This window comes from Mesorhizobium sp. B2-5-13 (assembly GCF_006440535.1).
Lineage (GTDB): Bacteria > Pseudomonadota > Alphaproteobacteria > Rhizobiales > Rhizobiaceae > Mesorhizobium > Mesorhizobium salmacidum.
Window position 1 is genome coordinate 326970 of sequence record NZ_VFUI01000003.1, and the last position, 18050, is coordinate 345019.

At 63.2% G+C, this 18050-nt stretch carries 18 protein-coding genes and 1 tRNA gene; 12 read left to right on the top strand and 7 right to left on the bottom strand.

Going from position 1 to position 18050, the window contains the following annotated elements; genetic code table 11:
- Positions 1-18: 18 nt before the first annotated feature.
- On the bottom strand, positions 19-108 hold the full coding sequence (kdpF, locus tag FJ434_RS07670) for a K(+)-transporting ATPase subunit F (RefSeq protein WP_032919213.1): 90 nt from the start codon (positions 106-108) through the stop codon (positions 19-21).
- Between the two features lie 554 nt (positions 109-662).
- Positions 663-752: transfer RNA gene (locus FJ434_RS07675), tRNA-Ser, on the bottom strand.
- Positions 753-1127: 375 nt separating this feature from the next.
- On the opposite strand from FJ434_RS07675, the gene FJ434_RS07680 reads away from it, so the two are divergent.
- The 3 genes from FJ434_RS07680 to FJ434_RS07690 all read left to right on the top strand — a co-directional run bounded on the left by FJ434_RS07680 (position 1128) and on the right by FJ434_RS07690 (position 3548).
- Positions 1128-1859 (top strand): DUF2569 domain-containing protein, encoded by a 732-nt coding sequence (locus FJ434_RS07680; protein WP_246678244.1) that lies wholly within the window; start codon positions 1128-1130, stop codon positions 1857-1859.
- A 133-nt stretch (positions 1860-1992) separates the two neighbouring features.
- On the top strand, positions 1993-2316 hold the full coding sequence (locus FJ434_RS07685; RefSeq protein ID WP_140745256.1) for a hypothetical protein: 324 nt from the start codon (positions 1993-1995) through the stop codon (positions 2314-2316).
- A 242-nt stretch (positions 2317-2558) separates the two neighbouring features.
- Entirely contained in the window at positions 2559-3548 is a 990-nt protein-coding gene (locus tag FJ434_RS07690) for a BMP family ABC transporter substrate-binding protein (protein WP_140502920.1), read from the top strand.
- Positions 3549-3610: 62 nt separating this feature from the next.
- Here the strand turns inward: FJ434_RS07690 and FJ434_RS07695 are convergent, their stop codons facing one another.
- Both FJ434_RS07695 and FJ434_RS07700 read right to left on the bottom strand, forming a co-directional pair.
- Positions 3611-4009, bottom strand: a complete 399-nt coding sequence (locus FJ434_RS07695; protein WP_140745255.1) for a hypothetical protein — start codon at positions 4007-4009, stop codon at positions 3611-3613.
- 22 nt (positions 4010-4031) lie between these two features.
- Positions 4032-4238, bottom strand: a complete 207-nt coding sequence (locus FJ434_RS07700; protein ID WP_181165827.1) for a SlyX family protein — start codon at positions 4236-4238, stop codon at positions 4032-4034.
- Positions 4239-4453: 215 nt separating this feature from the next.
- Here FJ434_RS07700 and FJ434_RS07705 point away from each other — a divergent pair, with 215 nt between their 5' ends.
- The 6 genes from FJ434_RS07705 to deoA all read left to right on the top strand — a co-directional run bounded on the left by FJ434_RS07705 (position 4454) and on the right by deoA (position 10728).
- Positions 4454-5986: an ABC transporter ATP-binding protein gene (locus tag FJ434_RS07705; protein WP_140745252.1), complete on the top strand. Its 1533-nt coding sequence runs from the start codon at positions 4454-4456 to the stop codon at positions 5984-5986.
- On the top strand, positions 5983-7122 hold the full coding sequence (locus FJ434_RS07710; RefSeq protein WP_140502927.1) for an ABC transporter permease: 1140 nt from the start codon (positions 5983-5985) through the stop codon (positions 7120-7122). The genes FJ434_RS07705 and FJ434_RS07710 overlap by 4 nt, the downstream gene beginning before the upstream one ends.
- Before the next feature lies 1 nt (position 7123).
- Positions 7124-8095, top strand: coding sequence for an ABC transporter permease (locus FJ434_RS07715; protein WP_140502929.1), 972 nt, complete (start codon positions 7124-7126; stop codon positions 8093-8095).
- 63 nt (positions 8096-8158) lie between these two features.
- A complete protein-coding gene (gene cdd / locus FJ434_RS07720) occupies positions 8159-8551 on the top strand; it encodes a cytidine deaminase (RefSeq protein WP_140502931.1) in 393 nt (130 codons plus the stop codon).
- A gap of 48 nt (positions 8552-8599) precedes the next feature.
- Positions 8600-9409 (top strand): purine-nucleoside phosphorylase, encoded by an 810-nt coding sequence (locus tag FJ434_RS07725; protein WP_140745250.1) that lies wholly within the window; start codon positions 8600-8602, stop codon positions 9407-9409.
- Positions 9409-10728 carry a thymidine phosphorylase gene (gene deoA, locus FJ434_RS07730; protein ID WP_140502935.1) on the top strand — a complete coding sequence of 440 codons (1320 nt, stop codon included), beginning with the start codon at positions 9409-9411 and terminating at the stop codon, positions 10726-10728. The genes FJ434_RS07725 and deoA overlap by 1 nt, the downstream gene beginning before the upstream one ends.
- A 7-nt stretch (positions 10729-10735) precedes the next feature.
- Here deoA and FJ434_RS07735 read toward each other — a convergent pair whose 3' ends face one another.
- The 3 genes from FJ434_RS07735 to FJ434_RS07745 form a co-directional block, all read right to left on the bottom strand.
- A complete protein-coding gene (locus FJ434_RS07735; protein WP_140502937.1) occupies positions 10736-11299 on the bottom strand; it encodes a TIGR02281 family clan AA aspartic protease in 564 nt (187 codons plus the stop codon).
- Between the two features lie 851 nt (positions 11300-12150).
- Entirely contained in the window at positions 12151-12780 is a 630-nt protein-coding gene (gene upp, locus FJ434_RS07740) for a uracil phosphoribosyltransferase (protein WP_015315749.1), read from the bottom strand.
- 149 nt (positions 12781-12929) lie between these two features.
- The gene (locus tag FJ434_RS07745; protein WP_140502939.1) at positions 12930-13904 is read right to left on the bottom strand and encodes an adenosine deaminase; all 975 of its coding nucleotides are present in this window, start codon (positions 13902-13904) and stop codon (positions 12930-12932) included.
- Between the two features lie 134 nt (positions 13905-14038).
- On the opposite strand from FJ434_RS07745, the gene ubiE reads away from it, so the two are divergent.
- From ubiE to coaBC, 3 genes are all read left to right on the top strand, one after another.
- A complete protein-coding gene (gene ubiE, locus FJ434_RS07750) occupies positions 14039-14815 on the top strand; it encodes a bifunctional demethylmenaquinone methyltransferase/2-methoxy-6-polyprenyl-1,4-benzoquinol methylase UbiE (protein WP_140745248.1) in 777 nt (258 codons plus the stop codon).
- Positions 14816-14885: 70 nt separating this feature from the next.
- Positions 14886-16460, top strand: a complete 1575-nt coding sequence (ubiB, locus tag FJ434_RS07755) for a 2-polyprenylphenol 6-hydroxylase (RefSeq protein ID WP_140745245.1) — start codon at positions 14886-14888, stop codon at positions 16458-16460.
- Between the two features lie 88 nt (positions 16461-16548).
- Positions 16549-18021, top strand: coding sequence for a bifunctional phosphopantothenoylcysteine decarboxylase/phosphopantothenate--cysteine ligase CoaBC (gene coaBC, locus FJ434_RS07760; protein WP_210242170.1), 1473 nt, complete (start codon positions 16549-16551; stop codon positions 18019-18021).
- Positions 18022-18050 lie beyond the last annotated feature (29 nt).

Sequence of the window (18050 nt, forward strand, 5' to 3'; positions counted from 1 at the left end):
CCGTGGCTTTCCGTGCCTTCAGAAGCGTTCTGGACGAATGAGCGCGTAGGTGAGGTAGGCGAGCAGGAACAAGGTCACGCCACCACCGAGGATGTAATCGAAAAGCATGATTCGACCCTTCCGCTCAGATTCTGTCGCAGGCTTTGACGTAGACGAGGGACAGGGCGAAGAACAAAACCCCGATCCCGAGAACAATGACGTCCATGATTGCCTTCCTTGCTTTCACTGTCTTTCGGCCACAATCGAAGAGGCCAAAAACCGCTCGCGCTTGTTCGCCGCCTCGATGGCGATGGCATTCAAAGCTTCTGTCGGCGTGTTATATGGACCCGATCGCCATAAAGGTTCGAGACGGGACGGAGGGCAAAGAAATAGGAAGCTTATAAAGGTTTCGGGGTACGCGGCGGGCCACCGGCGATAGAGGGTCGCCTTCGACGACTACCAGCGAGCCACGGTTTGGAGGTGGCACCGACTATCAGGCGGCGTATTGTGAAAGCGGCAAAGGACCATCCCAAGCCAACGCCAGGCGGGAATTGCGGCCTAACGCAGTGACGCGCTGTAGGATGCTGTTGCACGCAGTCGCATCCAATGGCATTTCCAATGACAGGGCTTCTTGGCGGGCAAGGTTTGAAAATTTTCAAATTATTCAGGAAATCAAGTGGTTATGGCGGAGAGAGCGGGATTCGAACCCGCGTTACGGTCTCCCGTAAACACACTTTCCAGGCGTGCGCCTTCAACCACTCGGCCACCTCTCCGTCCTTGCATTTTTCGCGTTGGCCGGTTTCGCCGCGCGGGTTGGGGACAATGCAGTCCCTTCAGGGAGGCCGGTACGCGATATCAGCGCCGTGGGTGCCGCCAACCAGCGAACACCTTCCCTTCGCACCTGAGCCGTCAAAGCAACAGGCGCGGGGCTCATCTAGTCGATCCCGCGCCGAATGCCAAGCCATAACGGCGGTCTATTCGCTTTGCCGGCCACACACAGCTTCGCCAAGCTGCGTCGCACCCGTTTTTCAAGCCGCCACCGCCCGAATGATGTGCACAGCCATGGCCGTAGGGCCGGCCGCGCTTGACTTCGCCGCGGCCCACCTGTCGAGTGAAGCGGAGGCTTTGCGGGGGGGCATCGTCCGGAGATGTCTTCAAGCAGTGAAAAACCGGGCGGAACGCCGGACATTGGACAGGCGCCGACAGGGCACCCGGACAGCGGGCTGTCCTACGTGCCGGTGGGCTGGCTCATCTTCGTCATGGCTTGGTCGGTCTACGGCCTGGCCTCGGCCTGGTGGCTGACCGGCAATTCCGGCCTGCCGGACAGGATCTTCTATTTCCTCCTCGGCGGGCTTGCCGTCGACATCATCACCATTCTGTGGGGACTCTACCTTCTCGGCCTTGCCTTTGGCCGCTCGGCGCGTTTCCCGCGCCACTTCATCATCTGGCAGGTGACGACCATCGTCTGGGTGCTGGCGAGGCTGGCTTATGTGCTTGCCGTGCCCGATTTCGTCTTCTCCGCCAGGAGCTTGCTCATAGGCGGCGCCGAAATCGCCATCGGCCTGCTCTGCATCTATCTGCTGCGCCGCGGCTCCGGCGTCGAAGGCGTCTATGCCAGGCAGCAAGCCGAAGCGCCATCGGTCTTCGTTTCCATCGTCGCTGCCTTGCTCGGCATCATCCTGGGCGCGGTCATCGGCGCCGTTGGCGGCTTCCTGGCTGGCTCGGTGATCGCCGATGTCGCCGAGGTCAGTTGCTTCGAGGGCGGCTGCGGCTACTTTGCCGCCTTCATCGGCTTGGCCGGGCTGGTGGTCGGCGCCATTGCCGGGGGCATTCTTGCCGTCTTGCTCGTTCACCGCCGCCGGCGCGAGCCGGCCGCATAGGGTTCAGCAAGCGCGGGGCTTCAAATTCGCGTATCCCGATTGCGGACAAGCCGCACGCATTCTATTTCTGGTTTCGGGACATGTGCCGGAGGTCTCCTGGTTGGCGTCCAGGAGGGACCGGGGGAGAGCCTTGATGTTTCGCTTCGTCTTTCGTCTTGCAGCCATGGTCGCGCTGTCGGTTTCCGTCATCATGGCGGTGCTCGACACGACGCGCACGGTGGCGGCTTCTGCCCTTGTGCTGACCCCCCTCAACGCGAGCTGGCTGGCCGTCTCGCCGGACACGCGGGCCGCCTTCGAAAGCTTCGTCCGCACCAAGGCCAGTCCGCTGCTGTGGGATGGCGTCATCGCCTGGGTGCTCAACCAGCCGGGCTTTGCCGTATTCGCGGTGCTGGCCTTCCTGCTTTACGCAATCGGCTACCGGCGGCAGCGGCGCACGGGACAATTCGCGGCGAACTGACCCATCGCCTGCACCATTCCGGCCGCCTCCTCACGGCTTGCACACAAGGTCAGATCGCTGTGGCTTGCCCGCGGCACGCTTTTCCAAAAGGTCAAAATTCCGCGTGAATTTTGTTTCGGGCCGTGCCAGATTGCCCGGGAGCGGGAGGGGAATACACTCCTGGCTGACGTCGTTTGCCGGCCGGAGAACCGGGCAGGCAGGCGGTGCGTAACGGAAAAAATAACCGACAGGGTGTGGATCACATGAAACGTATCGTTCTCGGCCTCCTGGCCGCAACCGCAATGGTTCTTCCGGCTTTCGCCGCGGATGTCCAGCCGGCCATCCTTTACGATCTGGGCGGCAAATTCGACAAATCCTTCAACGAGGCTGCCTATCACGGCGCCGAGAAGTTCAAGACCGAGACCGGCACCCCTTATGTCGAGTTCGAAGTGTCGAACGCCTCGCAGCGCGAGCAGGCGCTGCGCCGCTTCGCCGAGGACGGCCACAACCCGATCGTCATGGCCGGCTTTGCCTGGGAGGATGCGCTGAAGAAGGTCGCGGCCGAATACCCGGACCTCAACTTCGCCATCATCGACGATGCCGTCGACCTGCCCAATGTCCGCTCGCTGGTGTTCAAGGAGAATGAAGGTTCCTATCTCGTCGGCATCATGGCGGCGATGGCGTCGAAGTCGAAGAAGGTTGCCTTCGTCGGCGGCATGGACATCCCGCTGATCCGCAAGTTCGAATGCGGCTATGTCGGCGGCGCCAAGTCGGCCGGCGCGACCGACGTCATCCAGAACATGACTGGTGACACGCCGGCGGCGTGGAACGATCCGGCCAAGGGCGGCGAGATCGCCAAGACCCAGATCGACCAGGGCGCCGACGTTGTATACGCGGCCGCCGGTGGCACCGGCGTCGGCGTGCTGCAGGCAGCGGCCGATGCCGGCAAGCTCGGCATTGGTGTCGATTCCAACCAGAACGGCCTGCAGCCCGGCAAGGTGCTGACCTCGATGCTGAAGCGCGTTGACGTTGCCGTCTACACCGCCTTCATGGACGGCAAGAACGGCACCTTCAAGGGTGGCGTCGAGAATCTCGGCCTCAAGGAAGGTGGCGTCGACTACGCCATGGACGACAACAACAAGGCGCTGGTAACGGCCGAGATGAAGGCGGCGGTCGAAAAGGCCAAGGCCGACATCATCGCCGGCACGGTCAAGGTCCACGACTACACCGCCGACAACGCCTGCCCCTATTGATCGGCGGCGCCATACGGCAATGACTGGAACCGCCGGGCAATGCCCGGCGGTTTTGCATCGGCCTATAGCTTGCCGGCCAAGTAACCGAGCGCGAAGACCACTATCAGCCCGATGGCAATGACGTACCCACGCCGGCCGCCAGGCGCGTGCACGCCGACGCCGTGTGGTGGCCGGGACAGGCTTCGGATCACTGTCGGCGACCTGGCATCGTTGCCGCCCAGGCCAACGCTGCGCATTTGCGGCAATTCGGCGAGGCGTTGCGCAACCAGCGCCCAATGATTGGCGCCTGCTGGTTTTTCGGTGCGATCGAAAACATGCATGCGTTCGGCGAGCTGCACCACCGCGTCGCGGAAGGCAGGATCGATCTCGAGATCGCGCTCGGCCCGCTCGCGCTCGGCATCGTTCATTAGGCCGAGCACATAGTCGCCGGCCCTTGCGATGCGGTCGCTTTCACCGGCCATGGCCAGGACCCTCCCCTTTTCCTCACCAGTGTGGCGGTTTGGTCACTGGCACGTCCGGTGCCGCCTGCTCTTCGAGCGCCAGGAAGCGGTCGGTCAGCGCATCGAGCTTGCGCTGCATGCGTTCGATCACCTTCCACTGCTCGGCGATCTGGCCCGACAGTTCCTCGATGGTTTTTTCCTGCTCGGCGGCGCGGATTTCCAGTGTCGTCAGCCGGTCAGTGGGCATGATCATGCAAAGTCCTCAGTTTTGTACGCGACACCTTGCGCCGCAATGTCAAATCGACCTCTGCATATTAGCGAATGCGAGAGCTTCGGCCACGTTCGAAATTGACAAGCGCGCGGGGATTTGTCGAGAGTGGAGGCTGCTCCGGACAATTGGCACGGGCGGAGCGTCATGCTAGGCGTCTTGACCAAGCGATAAAAAATAAGAGTGGGACGGGCTGCATGGCGCAAGCCGCAATCGAACTGATCGGCATCAACAAGAGTTTTGGCGCGGTGCGCGCCAACCGCGACATCAATCTGGAGATCGCGCGCGGCACCATCCACGGCATCGTCGGCGAGAACGGCGCCGGCAAGTCGACGCTGATGTCGATCCTCTATGGTTTCTACCAGGCCGATAGCGGGGAGATTCGTGTCGGCGGCCAGCCGGCGTCGATCAAGACACCCAACGACGCGATCGCGCTCGGCATCGGCATGGTGCACCAGCATTTTATGCTGGTCGACAATTTCTCGGTGCTGGAGAACATCATCCTCGGCGCCGAAACCGATGCGCTTCTGAAGAGCAGCATCGCCAAGGCGCGCTCCGAGCTTGACCGGCTGGAGCGCGAATACGGGCTGGAAGTCGATCCCGATGCGATCATCGAGGAACTGCCGGTCGGCCTGCAGCAGCGTGTCGAAATCCTGAAGGCGCTTTATCGCGGCGCCGAAATCCTGATCCTCGACGAACCGACGGGCGTTTTGACGCCGGCCGAGGCCGACCACCTGTTCCGCATCCTCCGGCAATTGAAGGAACAGGGAAAGACGGTGGTGCTGATCACCCACAAGCTGCGCGAGATCATGGCCATCACCGACACCGTGTCGGTGATGCGTCAGGGCACGATGGTGGCGACCAGGGAGACCAGGAAAACCACTGTCGAGGAACTGGCGGAACTGATGGTCGGGCGGCGCGTGCTGCTGAGGGTCGAAAAGGGCGAGGCCGAGGCCGGTGCCGTCAAGCTCGTGGTCAAGAACCTGACGGTCAGGGATTCCCGCGGCGTCACCATGGTCGACGACGTCTCCTTCGATTTGCGCGCCGGCGAGATCGTCGGCATCGCCGGCGTCGCCGGCAACGGCCAATCCGAACTGCTCGAGGCGATTTCCGGCATCAGGCATGCCGTTTCCGGTTCCGTGATGCTCGAGGGCAAGCCGATCGATCTCACCGGCAAGGCCGATCCCGGCGAATTGCGCGACCGCGGCCTCGCCCACGTGCCGGAAGACCGCCATCATGTCGGGCTGGTGCTGGCCTTCGAGGAGAACGAGAATTCCATCCTCGGCTACCATGACGATCCCCGCTACCTCAAAGGACCGTTCCTCAACATCGATGCCATCATGGCCGATGCCAGGGACAAGATCGAGAAATACGACATCCGTCCCGGCAATCCGCGCCTGAAGACCGCCAATTTCTCCGGCGGCAACCAACAGAAGATCGTGCTCGCACGGGAAATCGAACAGGACCCGGGCGTGCTGATCGTCGGCCAGCCGACGCGCGGCGTCGATGTCGGCGCCATCGAATTCATCCACAAGCGCCTAATCGCCATGCGCGACCAGGGCAAGGCGGTGCTGGTGGTCTCGGTCGAGCTCGACGAGATCCGTTCGCTTTCCGACCGCATCCTGGTGATGTTTGCCGGCCGCATCGTCGGCGAGCGCGGCCCCGACGCGACCGAAGGCGAGCTTGGCTTGCTGATGGCCGGTGTCGAACATCAGGAGGCCGCGCAATGAGCACCCCTTACGCCAAACTGCCGGCCTGGGCTGACTATGGGTTGATCCCGCTGATCAACCTGTCGGTCGCCTTCATCGTCGCCGGTTTCGTCGTCATGCTGGTCGGCGAAAACCCGCTCCGCGCCGCCGTCATCCTGGTCGAAGGCGCCTTCGGCAAGGGCACAGGCATCGCCTTCACCCTGTTCTATGCCACGACCTTCATATTCACCGGGCTTTCGGTGGCGGTGGCGGCGCATTGCGGCCTGTTCAACATCGGCACCGAGGGACAGGCCTACATCGCCGGCCTCGGCATCGCCATTGTCTGTCTTTCCTTCGATAGCACGCTGCCCTGGTGGCTGACATTTCCGCTGGCCATCGTCGCTTCGGCGCTTGTGGGCGCATTGTGGGCGCTGATCCCCGCCTACCTGCAGGCCAGGCGCGGCTCGCACATCGTCATCACGACGATCATGTTCAACTTCATCGCCGCATCGATCATGGTCTACCTGCTGGTCGGTCCGTTGAAGCCGGCGGGCTCGCAGGCGCCACAGACGCGTAACTTCCTCGCCGGCGCGGAACTGCCGAAGCTAAACTGGATCATCGAACTGTTCGGCGCCAAGATCCGCTCGGCGCCGCTCAATGTCTGCTTCCTGCTGGCGCTGGTGATGGCCTTCCTGGTCTGGCTGCTGATCTGGCGCACCAGGCTCGGCTACGAGATGCGCACCTATGGCCACAGCCCGAAGGCGGCTCGCTATGCCGGCATTTCGGAAACCCGCATCATCATTACCGCGATGATGATCTCGGGCGCGCTGGCCGGCATGATGGCGCTCAATCCGGTGATGGGCGACCAGCACAATGTCGCGATCGACTTTGTTTCGGGCGCCGGTTTCGTCGGTATCGCCGTGGCGCTGATGGGCCGCCTGCATCCGGTCGGCATCGTGCTGGCGGCGATCCTGTTCGGCATGCTCTACCAGGGCGGTGCCGAACTCGCCTTCGAGATGCCGGCGATCAGCCGCGACATGATCGTCATCATTCAAGGGTTGGTCATCCTCTTCGCCGGCGCCCTGGAGCACATGTTCAGGCCCTATATCCAGGCTCTGTTCGCTTCGTTCAGCCCGAAATCAGTGGGCATGCAGGCGGTCACCGGGAAGGGTGCCTGAAATGGATATCTTCAACGCAATCATCCAGGTGCTGGACTCAACCATCCGCCTGTCGGTGCCGCTGCTGCTTGCCTGCCTCGCCGGCCTCTACTCTGAGCGGGCCGGCATTTTCGACATCGGCCTCGAAGGCAAGATGCTGGTCGGCGCCTTCGCGGGTGCTGCCGCGGCTTCCGTGTTCCATTCGGCGCTCATCGGTCTCGGCATGGCGATCCTGATCTCTGTCGCCTTCGCACTGGTGCACGGCTTTGCCTCGATCACCCATCGCGGCAACCAGATCGTTTCAGGCGTGGCGATCAACTTCGTCGCCGCCGGATCGACCATCATCCTTGGCCAGGCCTGGTTCCAGCAGGGTGGCCGCACGCCGGCGCTGCAACCGGGCGAGCGGTTCGAGGCGATCATCTGGCCTGGCGCCGACGCGGCCAGGGACGTGCCTGTCATCGGTCCGATCTATGCCGAACTGATCTCCGGCCATTCGATCCTCGTCTATTTCGCCTTTGCGATGGTGCCGTTCACCTGGTGGGTGCTGTTTCGCACGCGCTTCGGTCTCCGGCTGCGCGCGGTCGGCGAAAATCCGGCCGCGGTCGACACCGCCGGCATCTCGGTCGCGTGGCTGCGCTACCGCGCGCTGATCTGCACCGGCATCCTCACCGGCGTCGCCGGCGCCTATCTGTCGATGGTGCAGAATGGTGGCTTCGTGAAGGACATGACCGCCGGCAAGGGCTACATCGCGCTGGCCGCGCTGATCTTCGCCAAATGGAAGCCGGTCAACGCCATGTTCGCCTGCTTGCTGTTCGGTTTCCTCGACGCGGCGTCGATCCGCCTGCAGGGGACACCGCTGCCCATTGTCGGCAAGGTGTCGGTGCAGTTCATGCAGGCCCTGCCTTATGTGCTGACCGTCATCCTGCTCGCCGGCTTCATTGGCAAGGCCATCCCGCCGCGTGCCGGCGGCGTGCCTTATGTCAAGGAACGCTAAGGGTCGACAGTTCGGCGGACGAAGCATCGGGTTTTGGACACGATCATCGGAGAGAACAACTGAATGTCGCATGATCTGTTCGAAGCGGCCAAGTCCGCCATGGCCAAGGCCTATGCGCCCTACTCGAAATTCCCGGTGGGTGCCGCCTTGCGCACCGAGGACGGACGCATCTTCACCGGCGCCAACGTCGAGGTCGCCTCCTATCCGGAAGGCTGGTGCGCCGAGACCACTGCGCTTGGCCACTACATAATGGGCGGCGGTGGCAAGATCGTGGAAATCGCCGTCCTCGCCGAACGCATGGCCAAATGCTCGCCTTGTGGCGGCTGCCGCCAGCGGCTGGCCGAATTCTGCCGTCCGGAAACGAAGCTCTATCTGTGCGATGCTACGGGCGTCGCAGAAACAGTCACGATGGGCGACATGCTGCCCTATGGTTTTCGCGGCGATATTCTCAAATGACAAGCTTGCTCAAAATGAAAAGCTGGATCAAATGACGCGTAGGCCGAGATGACGGAAAAGGCGCTGGACCATCTTATCGAAAGGCTCGACGGCCTGGCGCCGTCGACCGCGCTGGTGCTGGGTTCGGGCCTGGGCGGCCTGGTCGACCGGATCGAGAATCCCATCCGCGTCTCCTATGCCGACCTGCCCGGCTTTCCCCGGAGCGGTGTCAGCGGCCATGCCGGCGAAGTGGTGGCCGGGCTGTTTGCCGGCGTTCCGGTGCTGATGCTGTCCGGCCGCGCCCACTATTACGAGCATGGCGTTGCGGCGGCGATGCGGCCGGTGCTGGAAGTGCTTGCCGGCATCGGCATCACGAAACTGATCCTCACCAACGCAGCCGGCTCGGTCGATCCGGATATGCCGCCGGGCTCGGTGATGCTGCTCACCGACCACATCAACTTCTCGGGCACCAGTCCGCTGATCGGCGAGCCGAGCGACCGCCGTTTCGTCGGCCTCACCGAAGCTTATGATGCCGGCATGCGCGACGCGATCGAACGCGCGGCGAAGGCGACCGGCACAGCGCTGCACAAGGGCGTCTATATGTGGTTCTCAGGCCCCTGCTTCGAGACGCCAGCCGAAATCCGCATGGCGCGCATCATGGGCGCCAACGCCGTCGGCATGTCGACCGTGCCGGAAGTCATTCTCGCCCGCTTCCTCGGCCTGCGCGTCGCCGCCTGCTCGGTCATCACCAACCTGGCCGCCGGCATGACCGGCGCCGAGCTTTCGCACCAGGAAACCAAGGACATGGCGCCGGTTGGCGGTTCGCGGCTGGCAACGGTGCTGCAGCGCGTGTTCCGTGACGGGCTGCTGGAGAGCTGATGCTTCCGCAGGAAATCATCCGTCACAAGCGCGACGGCCATAGGCTGGCGCCTCACGAAATCGCCGCCTTCATCGACGGCGTGACGTCGGGCACTGTAACCGACGGCCAGGTCGCGGCCTTCGCCATGGCGGTATTCTTTAACGGTATGAGCCGCGACGAGGCCGTGGCGATGACGCTTGCCATGCGCGATTCCGGCGACGTGCTCGACTGGTCGGATTTGCCGGGCCCCGTCACCGACAAACATTCGACGGGCGGTGTCGGCGATAATGTCTCGCTGATGCTGGCGCCGATCGTTGCCGCCTGCGGTGCCTATGTGCCGATGATCTCGGGCCGAGGTCTCGGCCATACCGGCGGCACGCTGGACAAGATGGATGCCATTCCCGGCTACATCAGCCAGCCCGACATCGCGCTGTTCCGCAAGGCGGTGCTGGAAACAGGCTGCGCCATCATCGGCCAGACCGCCGATCTGGCACCTGCCGATCGCCGGCTTTACGCCATCCGCGACGTCACCGGAACCGTGGAATCGGTGCCGCTGATCACCGCATCGATCCTGTCGAAGAAGCTCGCGGCAGGCCTGCAATCGCTGGTGCTAGACATCAAGGTCGGCAATGGCGCCTTCATGGAGAAATCCCGCGATGCGACCGCGCTCGCCAACAGTCTGGTCGAGGTCGCCAGCGGCGCCGGGCTGAAGGTCTCGGCGCTGATCACCGGCATGAACGAACCGCTGGCCTCGGCCGCCGGCAATGCCGTCGAGGTGCGCAACGCCGTCGATTTCCTGACCGGCCGCTTGCGCGACCGGCGGCTGGAGAACGTGACGCTTGCGCTTGCCGCTGAAATGCTGCAGTCGGCAAGGTTGGTATCGTCCAACCAGGACGGGATGCGCCGCGCCACCGAGACGCTCGCCAGCGGCCGCGCCGCCGTCACCTTCGCGCGCATGGTGACCGTGCTTGGCGGCCCTGCGGATTTCATCGAAAAGCCGGAAAAATACCTGCCCGGGGCGGCAACGGAATTCGCGGTCAAGGCGACGACGGACGGTTTCGTTACCGGCATAGCCACCCGCGACATCGGCCTCGCGGTGGTCGGGCTGGGCGGCGGGCGCACACGGCCCGACGACAAGGTCGACCCCGCGGTCGGCATCACCAGACTGCTGCCCATAGGCGCGGAAGTAAACGCCGGAGATGCGCTGGCGCTAATCCACGCCCGCTCGCCGTCCGATGCCGAGGCGGCTGCCGCGGCCGTGCTTTCAGCCTATGCGATCGGTGCTTCGAAGCCGGTCGCCGACAAGTCGGTCATTCGGCGGATTCTGCCGCGCGACTGAGTGGACCCTACTGAACCAGCAGCAATGTGCCGTTCTCGGCCTGATACTTGCCGAGCCGGTTGAGAAAACTCATGCCGATCAGGTTGGTGCGCAGTGCCTTGTCGTCGAGCACGATCGCCTGCACACCGTCGACGCTGATGCTGCCGATCTGCAGGCGGTCGATCATCACCACCGCGGCCTTGATAACGCCGTTGGCGGTGCTGACCTCATGACTGAAATCGGAAGGATTGAGCGACAGCCCGATCCTGCGCGCCGTCGACGTATTGACCGCCACCAGCGTCGCGCCGGTGTCGATCATGCCGTCGACCTGACGGCCGTTGAGCTTGAAGGTGGACGAGAAGTGTCCACGCCCGTCAGCCGCAACCACGACCTTGCGGCCGGTTGGCAGCGGCGCCACCGGCTTGTCGGGAACAGACGCCAGACTGGCCTCGGGTTGCGTCTCGGCCCCAGGCTTGGCCGTCACCGCCGATTTCAGCAGGTCTTCGAATACTCGCGGATTTGACTGGTAGACAACCGGGATCGATGCCGACGCACCGGCAAAGACGCTGAGAATGAGAAGCTTGCGCAGCATGGATCGGCCTTGGTGAAGTCGACACTTACCGCGTTATGGTGTTTGCTTTTTTAACGAGGGCCGAAACCGCAGGTTTTCGTAAACGAACCGTATCGGGCAGGGGAATCGCCAGCCTGTATCAGTAGTGTTGCTCCTGGCCTATGCGAATTTATGGATCAATGACGGCTTCGCTATTCGTGAAAACGCCTGCTGAAACATGGATTCGCTAACGCCTGGCATTAGAGACGACAGTTTGCCAAATAGGTATTGGGGATCCGTTGCGCTACGTGGGAAGGAGATTAGCGTCATTGGAATGTCGTTTCTTGACAATGATTCAATCAGATTTGCGAACTTGCGATACAAAACGCCAATCTGTTCATCCGCATGGTCCGTCTCCCACAGTCCTCCCGCAACCGGGGAGCCGTCTGGCGAGCCAGTTGTTATTTCCTGCACGTAAGCTCGACTGGCCGCGGCATCCTCAAACCGTCGGACCGGAATGACGACGTGATCTATCTTAATGCCAGCAGCCAAGACCGCGTCCACATTCTCACATAGAAATGGACTCTTGATTATTCTCGGGCCACACGGATCAAAGATCCCTCTTTCCAGGCCGGCTCGGGCTTTCGGAGAATAATCTGTCGCCGACCATTCGCCGGTATCCAGACCAAGCTCTGTTAGCAGCTCGACAAGATAAGTGGTTCCAGCCCTCCCCGTCCCACTGATGAAGGTCCGCCTTGTGTCTTTCGTGGGGCGCCTTAATCGAGGCAAGAATCGGAGTATGGGTAACACGCGAAAATACCTTGGATGCCAGAGAACTACTGCTCAATTCGCCGGTACGGGGACGTTCTATAGACCTGAGACGATCAGACAGCCTATTTCGTCCCGTACATGCGGTCGCCGGCGTCGCCGAGGCCAGGCATGATGTAGCCCTTCTCGTTGAGCTGGCGATCGATGGACGCGGTGAAGACCGGAACATCCGGGTGCGCCTTGGTAAAGCGCTCGATGCCTTCGGGCGCCGCCAGCAGGCACAGGAAGCGGATATTGGTGGCGCCGCGCTCTTTCAACTTGTCGATCGCCGCGATCGCCGAATTGGCTGTCGCCAGCATCGGGTCGACGACGATGACCAGCCGGTCGGCGAGGTCGCTCGGCGCCTTGAAGAAATACTCGACAGCCTCCAGCGTCTCGTGATCGCGGTAGAGGCCGACATGGGCGACGCGGGCCGCCGGCACCAGGTCGAGCAGGCCTTCGAGCAAGCCGTTGCCGGCGCGCAGGACCGAGGCGAAGACCAGTTTCTTGCCCTCCAGCGTCGGAGCTTCCATCGTCTCCATGGGCGTTTCGATCGTTGTCGTCGTCAGTTCGAGATTGCGGGTGACCTCATAGCCGAGCAGCAGCGAAATCTCGCGCAGCAGCCGCCGGAAGCCGGCCGTCGAGGTCTCCTTCTTGCGCATGATGGTCAGCTTGTGCTGGACAAGCGGATGGTCGACGACGGTGACGCCCTTCATGATGTTCTCCTGATGCGGTGTCGCCCGAAACCGCGCGCATGGACCCTTTCGGACGTGTCGCGCTTCAAGCTGCTTGGGCGAACCCTAGCGGTATTGGACCGGCCAAGGAACCGCTTGGCCCGCATCGACCACAGCTTTGTCGGAAGAAATCAGCGAGCGGCACTGTTCAGCCGGGCAAGAAGCGCCGCTTTGGTCTTGCGGTCGACGAAAGCCGCCTCGATGGCCGTCCTGGTGACCGCGGCGAGCGCTTTCTCATTCATCGCGAAATGCTCCGCCGCAATGTCGTATTCGCGCTTCAGCGAGGTCCAGAAATAGGGTGGGTCGTCAGAGTTGAGCGTCACCTTGCAGCCCGCCGCCTGCAGGGCCGGGAACGGATGGTCGGCGAAACTGTCGAAGACCTTGAGCGCGATGTTGGAACCGGGGCAGCACTCCAGCACGATGCCCTCGTCAGCGATGCGCCGGACAAGGTCGGGATTTTCGATGGCGCGCACGCCATGTCCGATGCGCGACGGGCGGATATGGTCGAGTGCCGCCTGGACAGTCTCCCAGCCCGTCAGTTCGCCGGCATGGACGGTGATGCCGAGCCCGGCCTCCCGCGCGATCTCGAAAGCCCTGACATAGTCTTCCATGTCGCCCGTGCGCTCGTCGCCGGCGACGCCGAAACCGGCGACCAGCGGATGGCCGCAGCGCGCCGCGAAGCGTGCCGCCCGCTCGATCGATTCGACGCCGACATGGCGCACGCCGGTGACGATCATGCGGCCCTCTATGCCGGTCTTGGCCTTGGCGCGCAGCATGCCTTCGCCGAGCGCATCGGTGTAGGCCTTGGGCGACAGTCCGGCTTTCGTCGCGTGGTCCGGCGAGGTGAACACCTCGGAGTAGATTGCCCCGTCGCGGGCCAGGCTGGTCAGATAATGGTCGGCCAGCCGCGCGTAATCCTCCTCGGTCCGGAACAGGTCGGCGGAAAAATCGTAAGCCGCGAGAAAGGAGGTGAAATCCTGCCAGACGAAGGACCCGTTCTGGATATAGGGCGAGGTATCCTTGCCGTATTTCTGCGCCTGGCGGATGACGAGATCTGGCGCCGCTGCCCCTTCGATGTGGCAGTGCAGTTCCGCTTTCAAAGGCATTCAAACATCCCGTCGGTCAGTCCAGGTCTTGAAAACCCACCACCTGGAAGCGCGGCTGAACACCGCGCCTTAAACAATAGCGCCCGCATCACCGATCGGCTATGGTCCCGCCGGTTTTATGACGGATCAAAAAAATGTCAGTTGAGAGAACCACGGCCGCCGGCGGCATGGAAACCTCATATGGTTTCAAGCGTGTAGGGGAAGGCGAGAAGCAGTCCCTGGTCAACGATGTTTTCCGCAAGGTCGCCAATCGCTACGACCTGATGAACGACCTGATGTCAGGCGGCCTGCACCGGCTGTGGAAGGATGCCATGGTCGCCTGGCTCAATCCGCCCAAGCGCTCGGGCTGGCGTGTGCTCGATGTTGCCGGCGGCACCGGCGACATCGCCTTCCGCATCGTCGATGCCAGCCATGGCCATGCCCATGCCACCGTGCTCGACATCAACGGCTCGATGCTCGCTGTCGGCCGTGACAGGGCCGAAAAGAAAGGCCTGTCCTGCAACACCGATTTCGTCGAGGCCAACGCCGAGGAACTGCCCTTCCCTGATGCCAATTTCGACGCGTACACCATCGCGTTCGGCATTCGCAACGTCCCGCATATCGACGTGGCCCTGGACGAGGCATTCCGCGTGCTGAAGCCCGGCGGCCGCTTCCTGTGCCTGGAGTTTTCCGAGGTCGAGATGCCGTTGCTCGACAAGGTCTACGAAGCCTGGTCGTTCAATGCCATTCCCAGGATCGGCAAGTTGGTCACCGGCGACGGCGAGCCCTACTCCTATCTGGTCGAATCGATCGCGAAATTCCCCAATCAGCAAAACTTCGCGGCGATGATTTCCCGCGCCGGCTTCGATCGCGTCTCCTTCCGCAACTATTCAGGCGGCATAGCGGCCCTGCATTCGGGCTGGAAGCTTTGACGTCGTCGCCCATCTCCAACACGCGACGTGCCTTGCGCCAGTTCAATGAACCGGTGGGGCGGACGCGGCCATGAGCACCGTCAGCGCGGGGTTCCGGCTCGTACGGGCCGGTTGGGTGCTGGTGCGCGAGGGCGTCGTCGCTGCCTTGCCCGGCGAGGAACTGTCCGGCCTGCCGAAATTCGGCTGGCGGCTGGCGCGGCTGTTCACCCGCCGCCGCGCACTTGCCTATGAGCGTAGCGATCGGCTGGCCAAGGCAGTGGTCCGGCTCGGGCCTTCCTATGTCAAGCTTGGCCAGTTCCTGGCGACGCGGCCCGATGTCGTCGGCAACGACATGGCGCTCGATCTCGCCATGCTGCAGGACAAGATGCACACCTTCCCGACGGCCGAGGCGGTCGCGGCGATCGAAGCCTCGCTCGGGCGCAAGCTCGGCGATCTCTACAAGCAATTCGGCGACCCGGTCGCCGCCGCCTCCATCGCTCAGGTCCATGCCGCTGAAACCGTCGATGGCGGCGTCGCCAGGAAGGTAGCGGTCAAGGTCATCCGGCCGGGCGTGCGCCGCCGCTTCTTCCACGACCTCGAAAGCTATTTCCTCGCCGCCCGCCTGCAGGAAAAATACATACGGTCCTCGCGCCGGCTGAGGCCGGTCGAAGTAACCGAGACGCTGGCGCAGACCACCAGGATCGAGATGGACCTGCGCCTCGAGGCGGCCGCGCTCTCGGAACTTGGCCAAAGCACCAGGGAAGACCCTGGCTTTCGCGTCCCTTCGGTGGACTGGGAACGCACCGGTCGCGACGTGCTGACCATGGAATGGGTCGACGGCGTCAAGATGAACGACCTCGCCGGCCTCGAAGCCGCCGGCCATGACCTGAAGGCGATCGCCGCCAATCTCATCCAGTCCTTCCTGCGCCATACGCTGCGCGACGGCTTCTTCCACGCCGACATGCATCCGGGCAATTTGTTCGTCGAGGCAAACGGCACCATCGTCGCCGTCGATCTCGGCATTGCCGGACGCCTCGGCAAGAAGGAGCGCCGCTTCCTCGCCGAGATCCTCTACGGCTTCATCACACGCGACTATCTGCGCGTCGCCGAGGTGCATTTCGAGGCCGGCTATGTGCCGCGCCAGCACAACGTCTCCGCCTTCGCGCAGGCGATCCGTGCGATCGGCGAGCCGATCCACGGCCAGCCGGCCGAAACCATTTCTATGGCCAAGCTTTTGACGCTGCTGTTCGAGGTGACCGAACTCTTCGACATGGCGACACGGCCTGAATTGATCCTGCTGCAGAAAACGATGGTGGTGGTCGAGGGCGTGGCGCGCACGCTCGATCCGGCTTTCAACATGTGGAGGACCGCCGAGCCGGTAGTCAGCGGCTGGATAGCCGGCAACCTCGGGCCGCGCGGCTTGCTGGCCGACGCGCGCGACGGCGGCAAAGCGATGCTTGCGCTAATCCGCCAGGCGCCGGAACTCGCGGCCCGTACGGAACGGCTGTCGCGAGAGATCGACCTGATGGCCGAGCACGGCCTGCGCTTCGATGAGGCGACCGCCCGCGCCATCGGCAAGGCCGAGGCACGCTACAGCCGTTCTGGCCGTGTGGCGCTGTGGGTGATAGCGCTGACGCTGGTCTATATCGCCTGGAAGCTTCTTTAGGCCCCGGTCGCTCCGAGGCCTGCGGCTTGCGGCAATTTGACTGCATTGCTATCATCGCTATCGGGCAAGATGAGTAGAGTGCAATCATATGGCCAGCATCACGATCCGCAACCTTGATGATGAGGTCAAGGAACTGCTGCGCCGGCTGGCGGCGGAAAACGATCGCTCCATGGAAGAACAGGCGCGGGTGATGATGCGGGCCGCTGTCGACGGCCAGATCGGACCGGTTGGCCGTCTCGATCAGATCGAGAAAGCCCTCCTTGAACTGGCCAATTCGCAAGGCGCCCCGACCGTGGCGTCGGCCTTGGCAGTCAAGAGCTTGCCGCGAGGCACACTTTCCAACAAGCGCATCCTGCTCATCATCGGCGGCGGCATCGCCGCCTACAAGGCGCTCGATCTGATCCGCCGGCTGCGCGAGCGTGGTGCGGCGGTGCGGGTGGTCATGACGTCGGCGGCGCAGGAATTCGTGACGACGCTGTCGGTCGGGGCGCTCTCCGCCGACCATGTCTTCACCGACATGTTCGACCGCAACGATGAACACGATGTCGGCCACATCAGGCTGTCGCGCGAGGCGGACCTCCTGGTGGTGGCGCCCGCAACCGCCGACCTGATGGCCAAGCTCGCCAATGGCCATGCCAACGATCTGGCCTCGACCGTGCTCATCGCCACCGACAAGCCGGTGCTGATGGCCCCGGCCATGAACCCGAAGATGTGGTCGCATCCCGCCACCCGCCGCAACCGCGCCACCTTAGGCAAGGACGGCATCACCTTCGTCGGCCCCGCCAAGGGTGAGATGGCCGAGAGCAACGAGGCCGGCGAAGGCCGCATGTCCGAACCGTTGGAGATCGTCGCCGCGGTCGAGGCGCTGCTCGATGCCGGGCCCAAACCGCTGGCGGGGCGCAAGATCATCGTCACGTCAGGCCCGACGCACGAGCCGATCGATCCCGTGCGCTATATCGCCAACCGGTCGTCCGGCAAGCAGGGCCATGCCATCGCCGCGGCATTGGCAAGGCTTGGCGCCGATGTCCGACTTGTCTCCGGTCCCGTAAGCATTGCCGACCCAGCCGGCGTGAAAACCATCCATGTCGAGCGAGCGCAGGAAATGCGCGACGCGGTGGAACAGCTTCTGCCTGCCGACGCCGCGGTATTCGTCGCCGCCGTTGCCGACTGGCGCACCGAGAATTCGGCCGGTGAGAAGATCAAGAAGGTCGCGGGCGAAGGCCCGCCGGTGCTGCGCATGGTCGAGAACCCCGACATCCTGGCCGGTGTCGGTCACCACGAGCAGCGACCCGGCCTGGTCGTCGGCTTTGCCGCCGAGACGCAGGATCTCTTGCGCAACGCCGAGGCCAAGCTCAGCAAGAAAGGTGCCGATCTCATCGTCGCCAACGATGTGTCGCAGACCAGCGGCATCGGTCCTTCAGGCGTGATGGGCGGCGATCGCAACCGGGTCCGGATCGTGTCTAGGACCGGCCTCGAGGAATGGCCTGAGATGACCAAGGACGAGGTGGCGGCGCGGCTCGCCGCGCTCATCGCCGAGCGGTTGAAAACGATCGTCGTCTGACAAGTGTTGACGGAAGCCGCCAACATCCT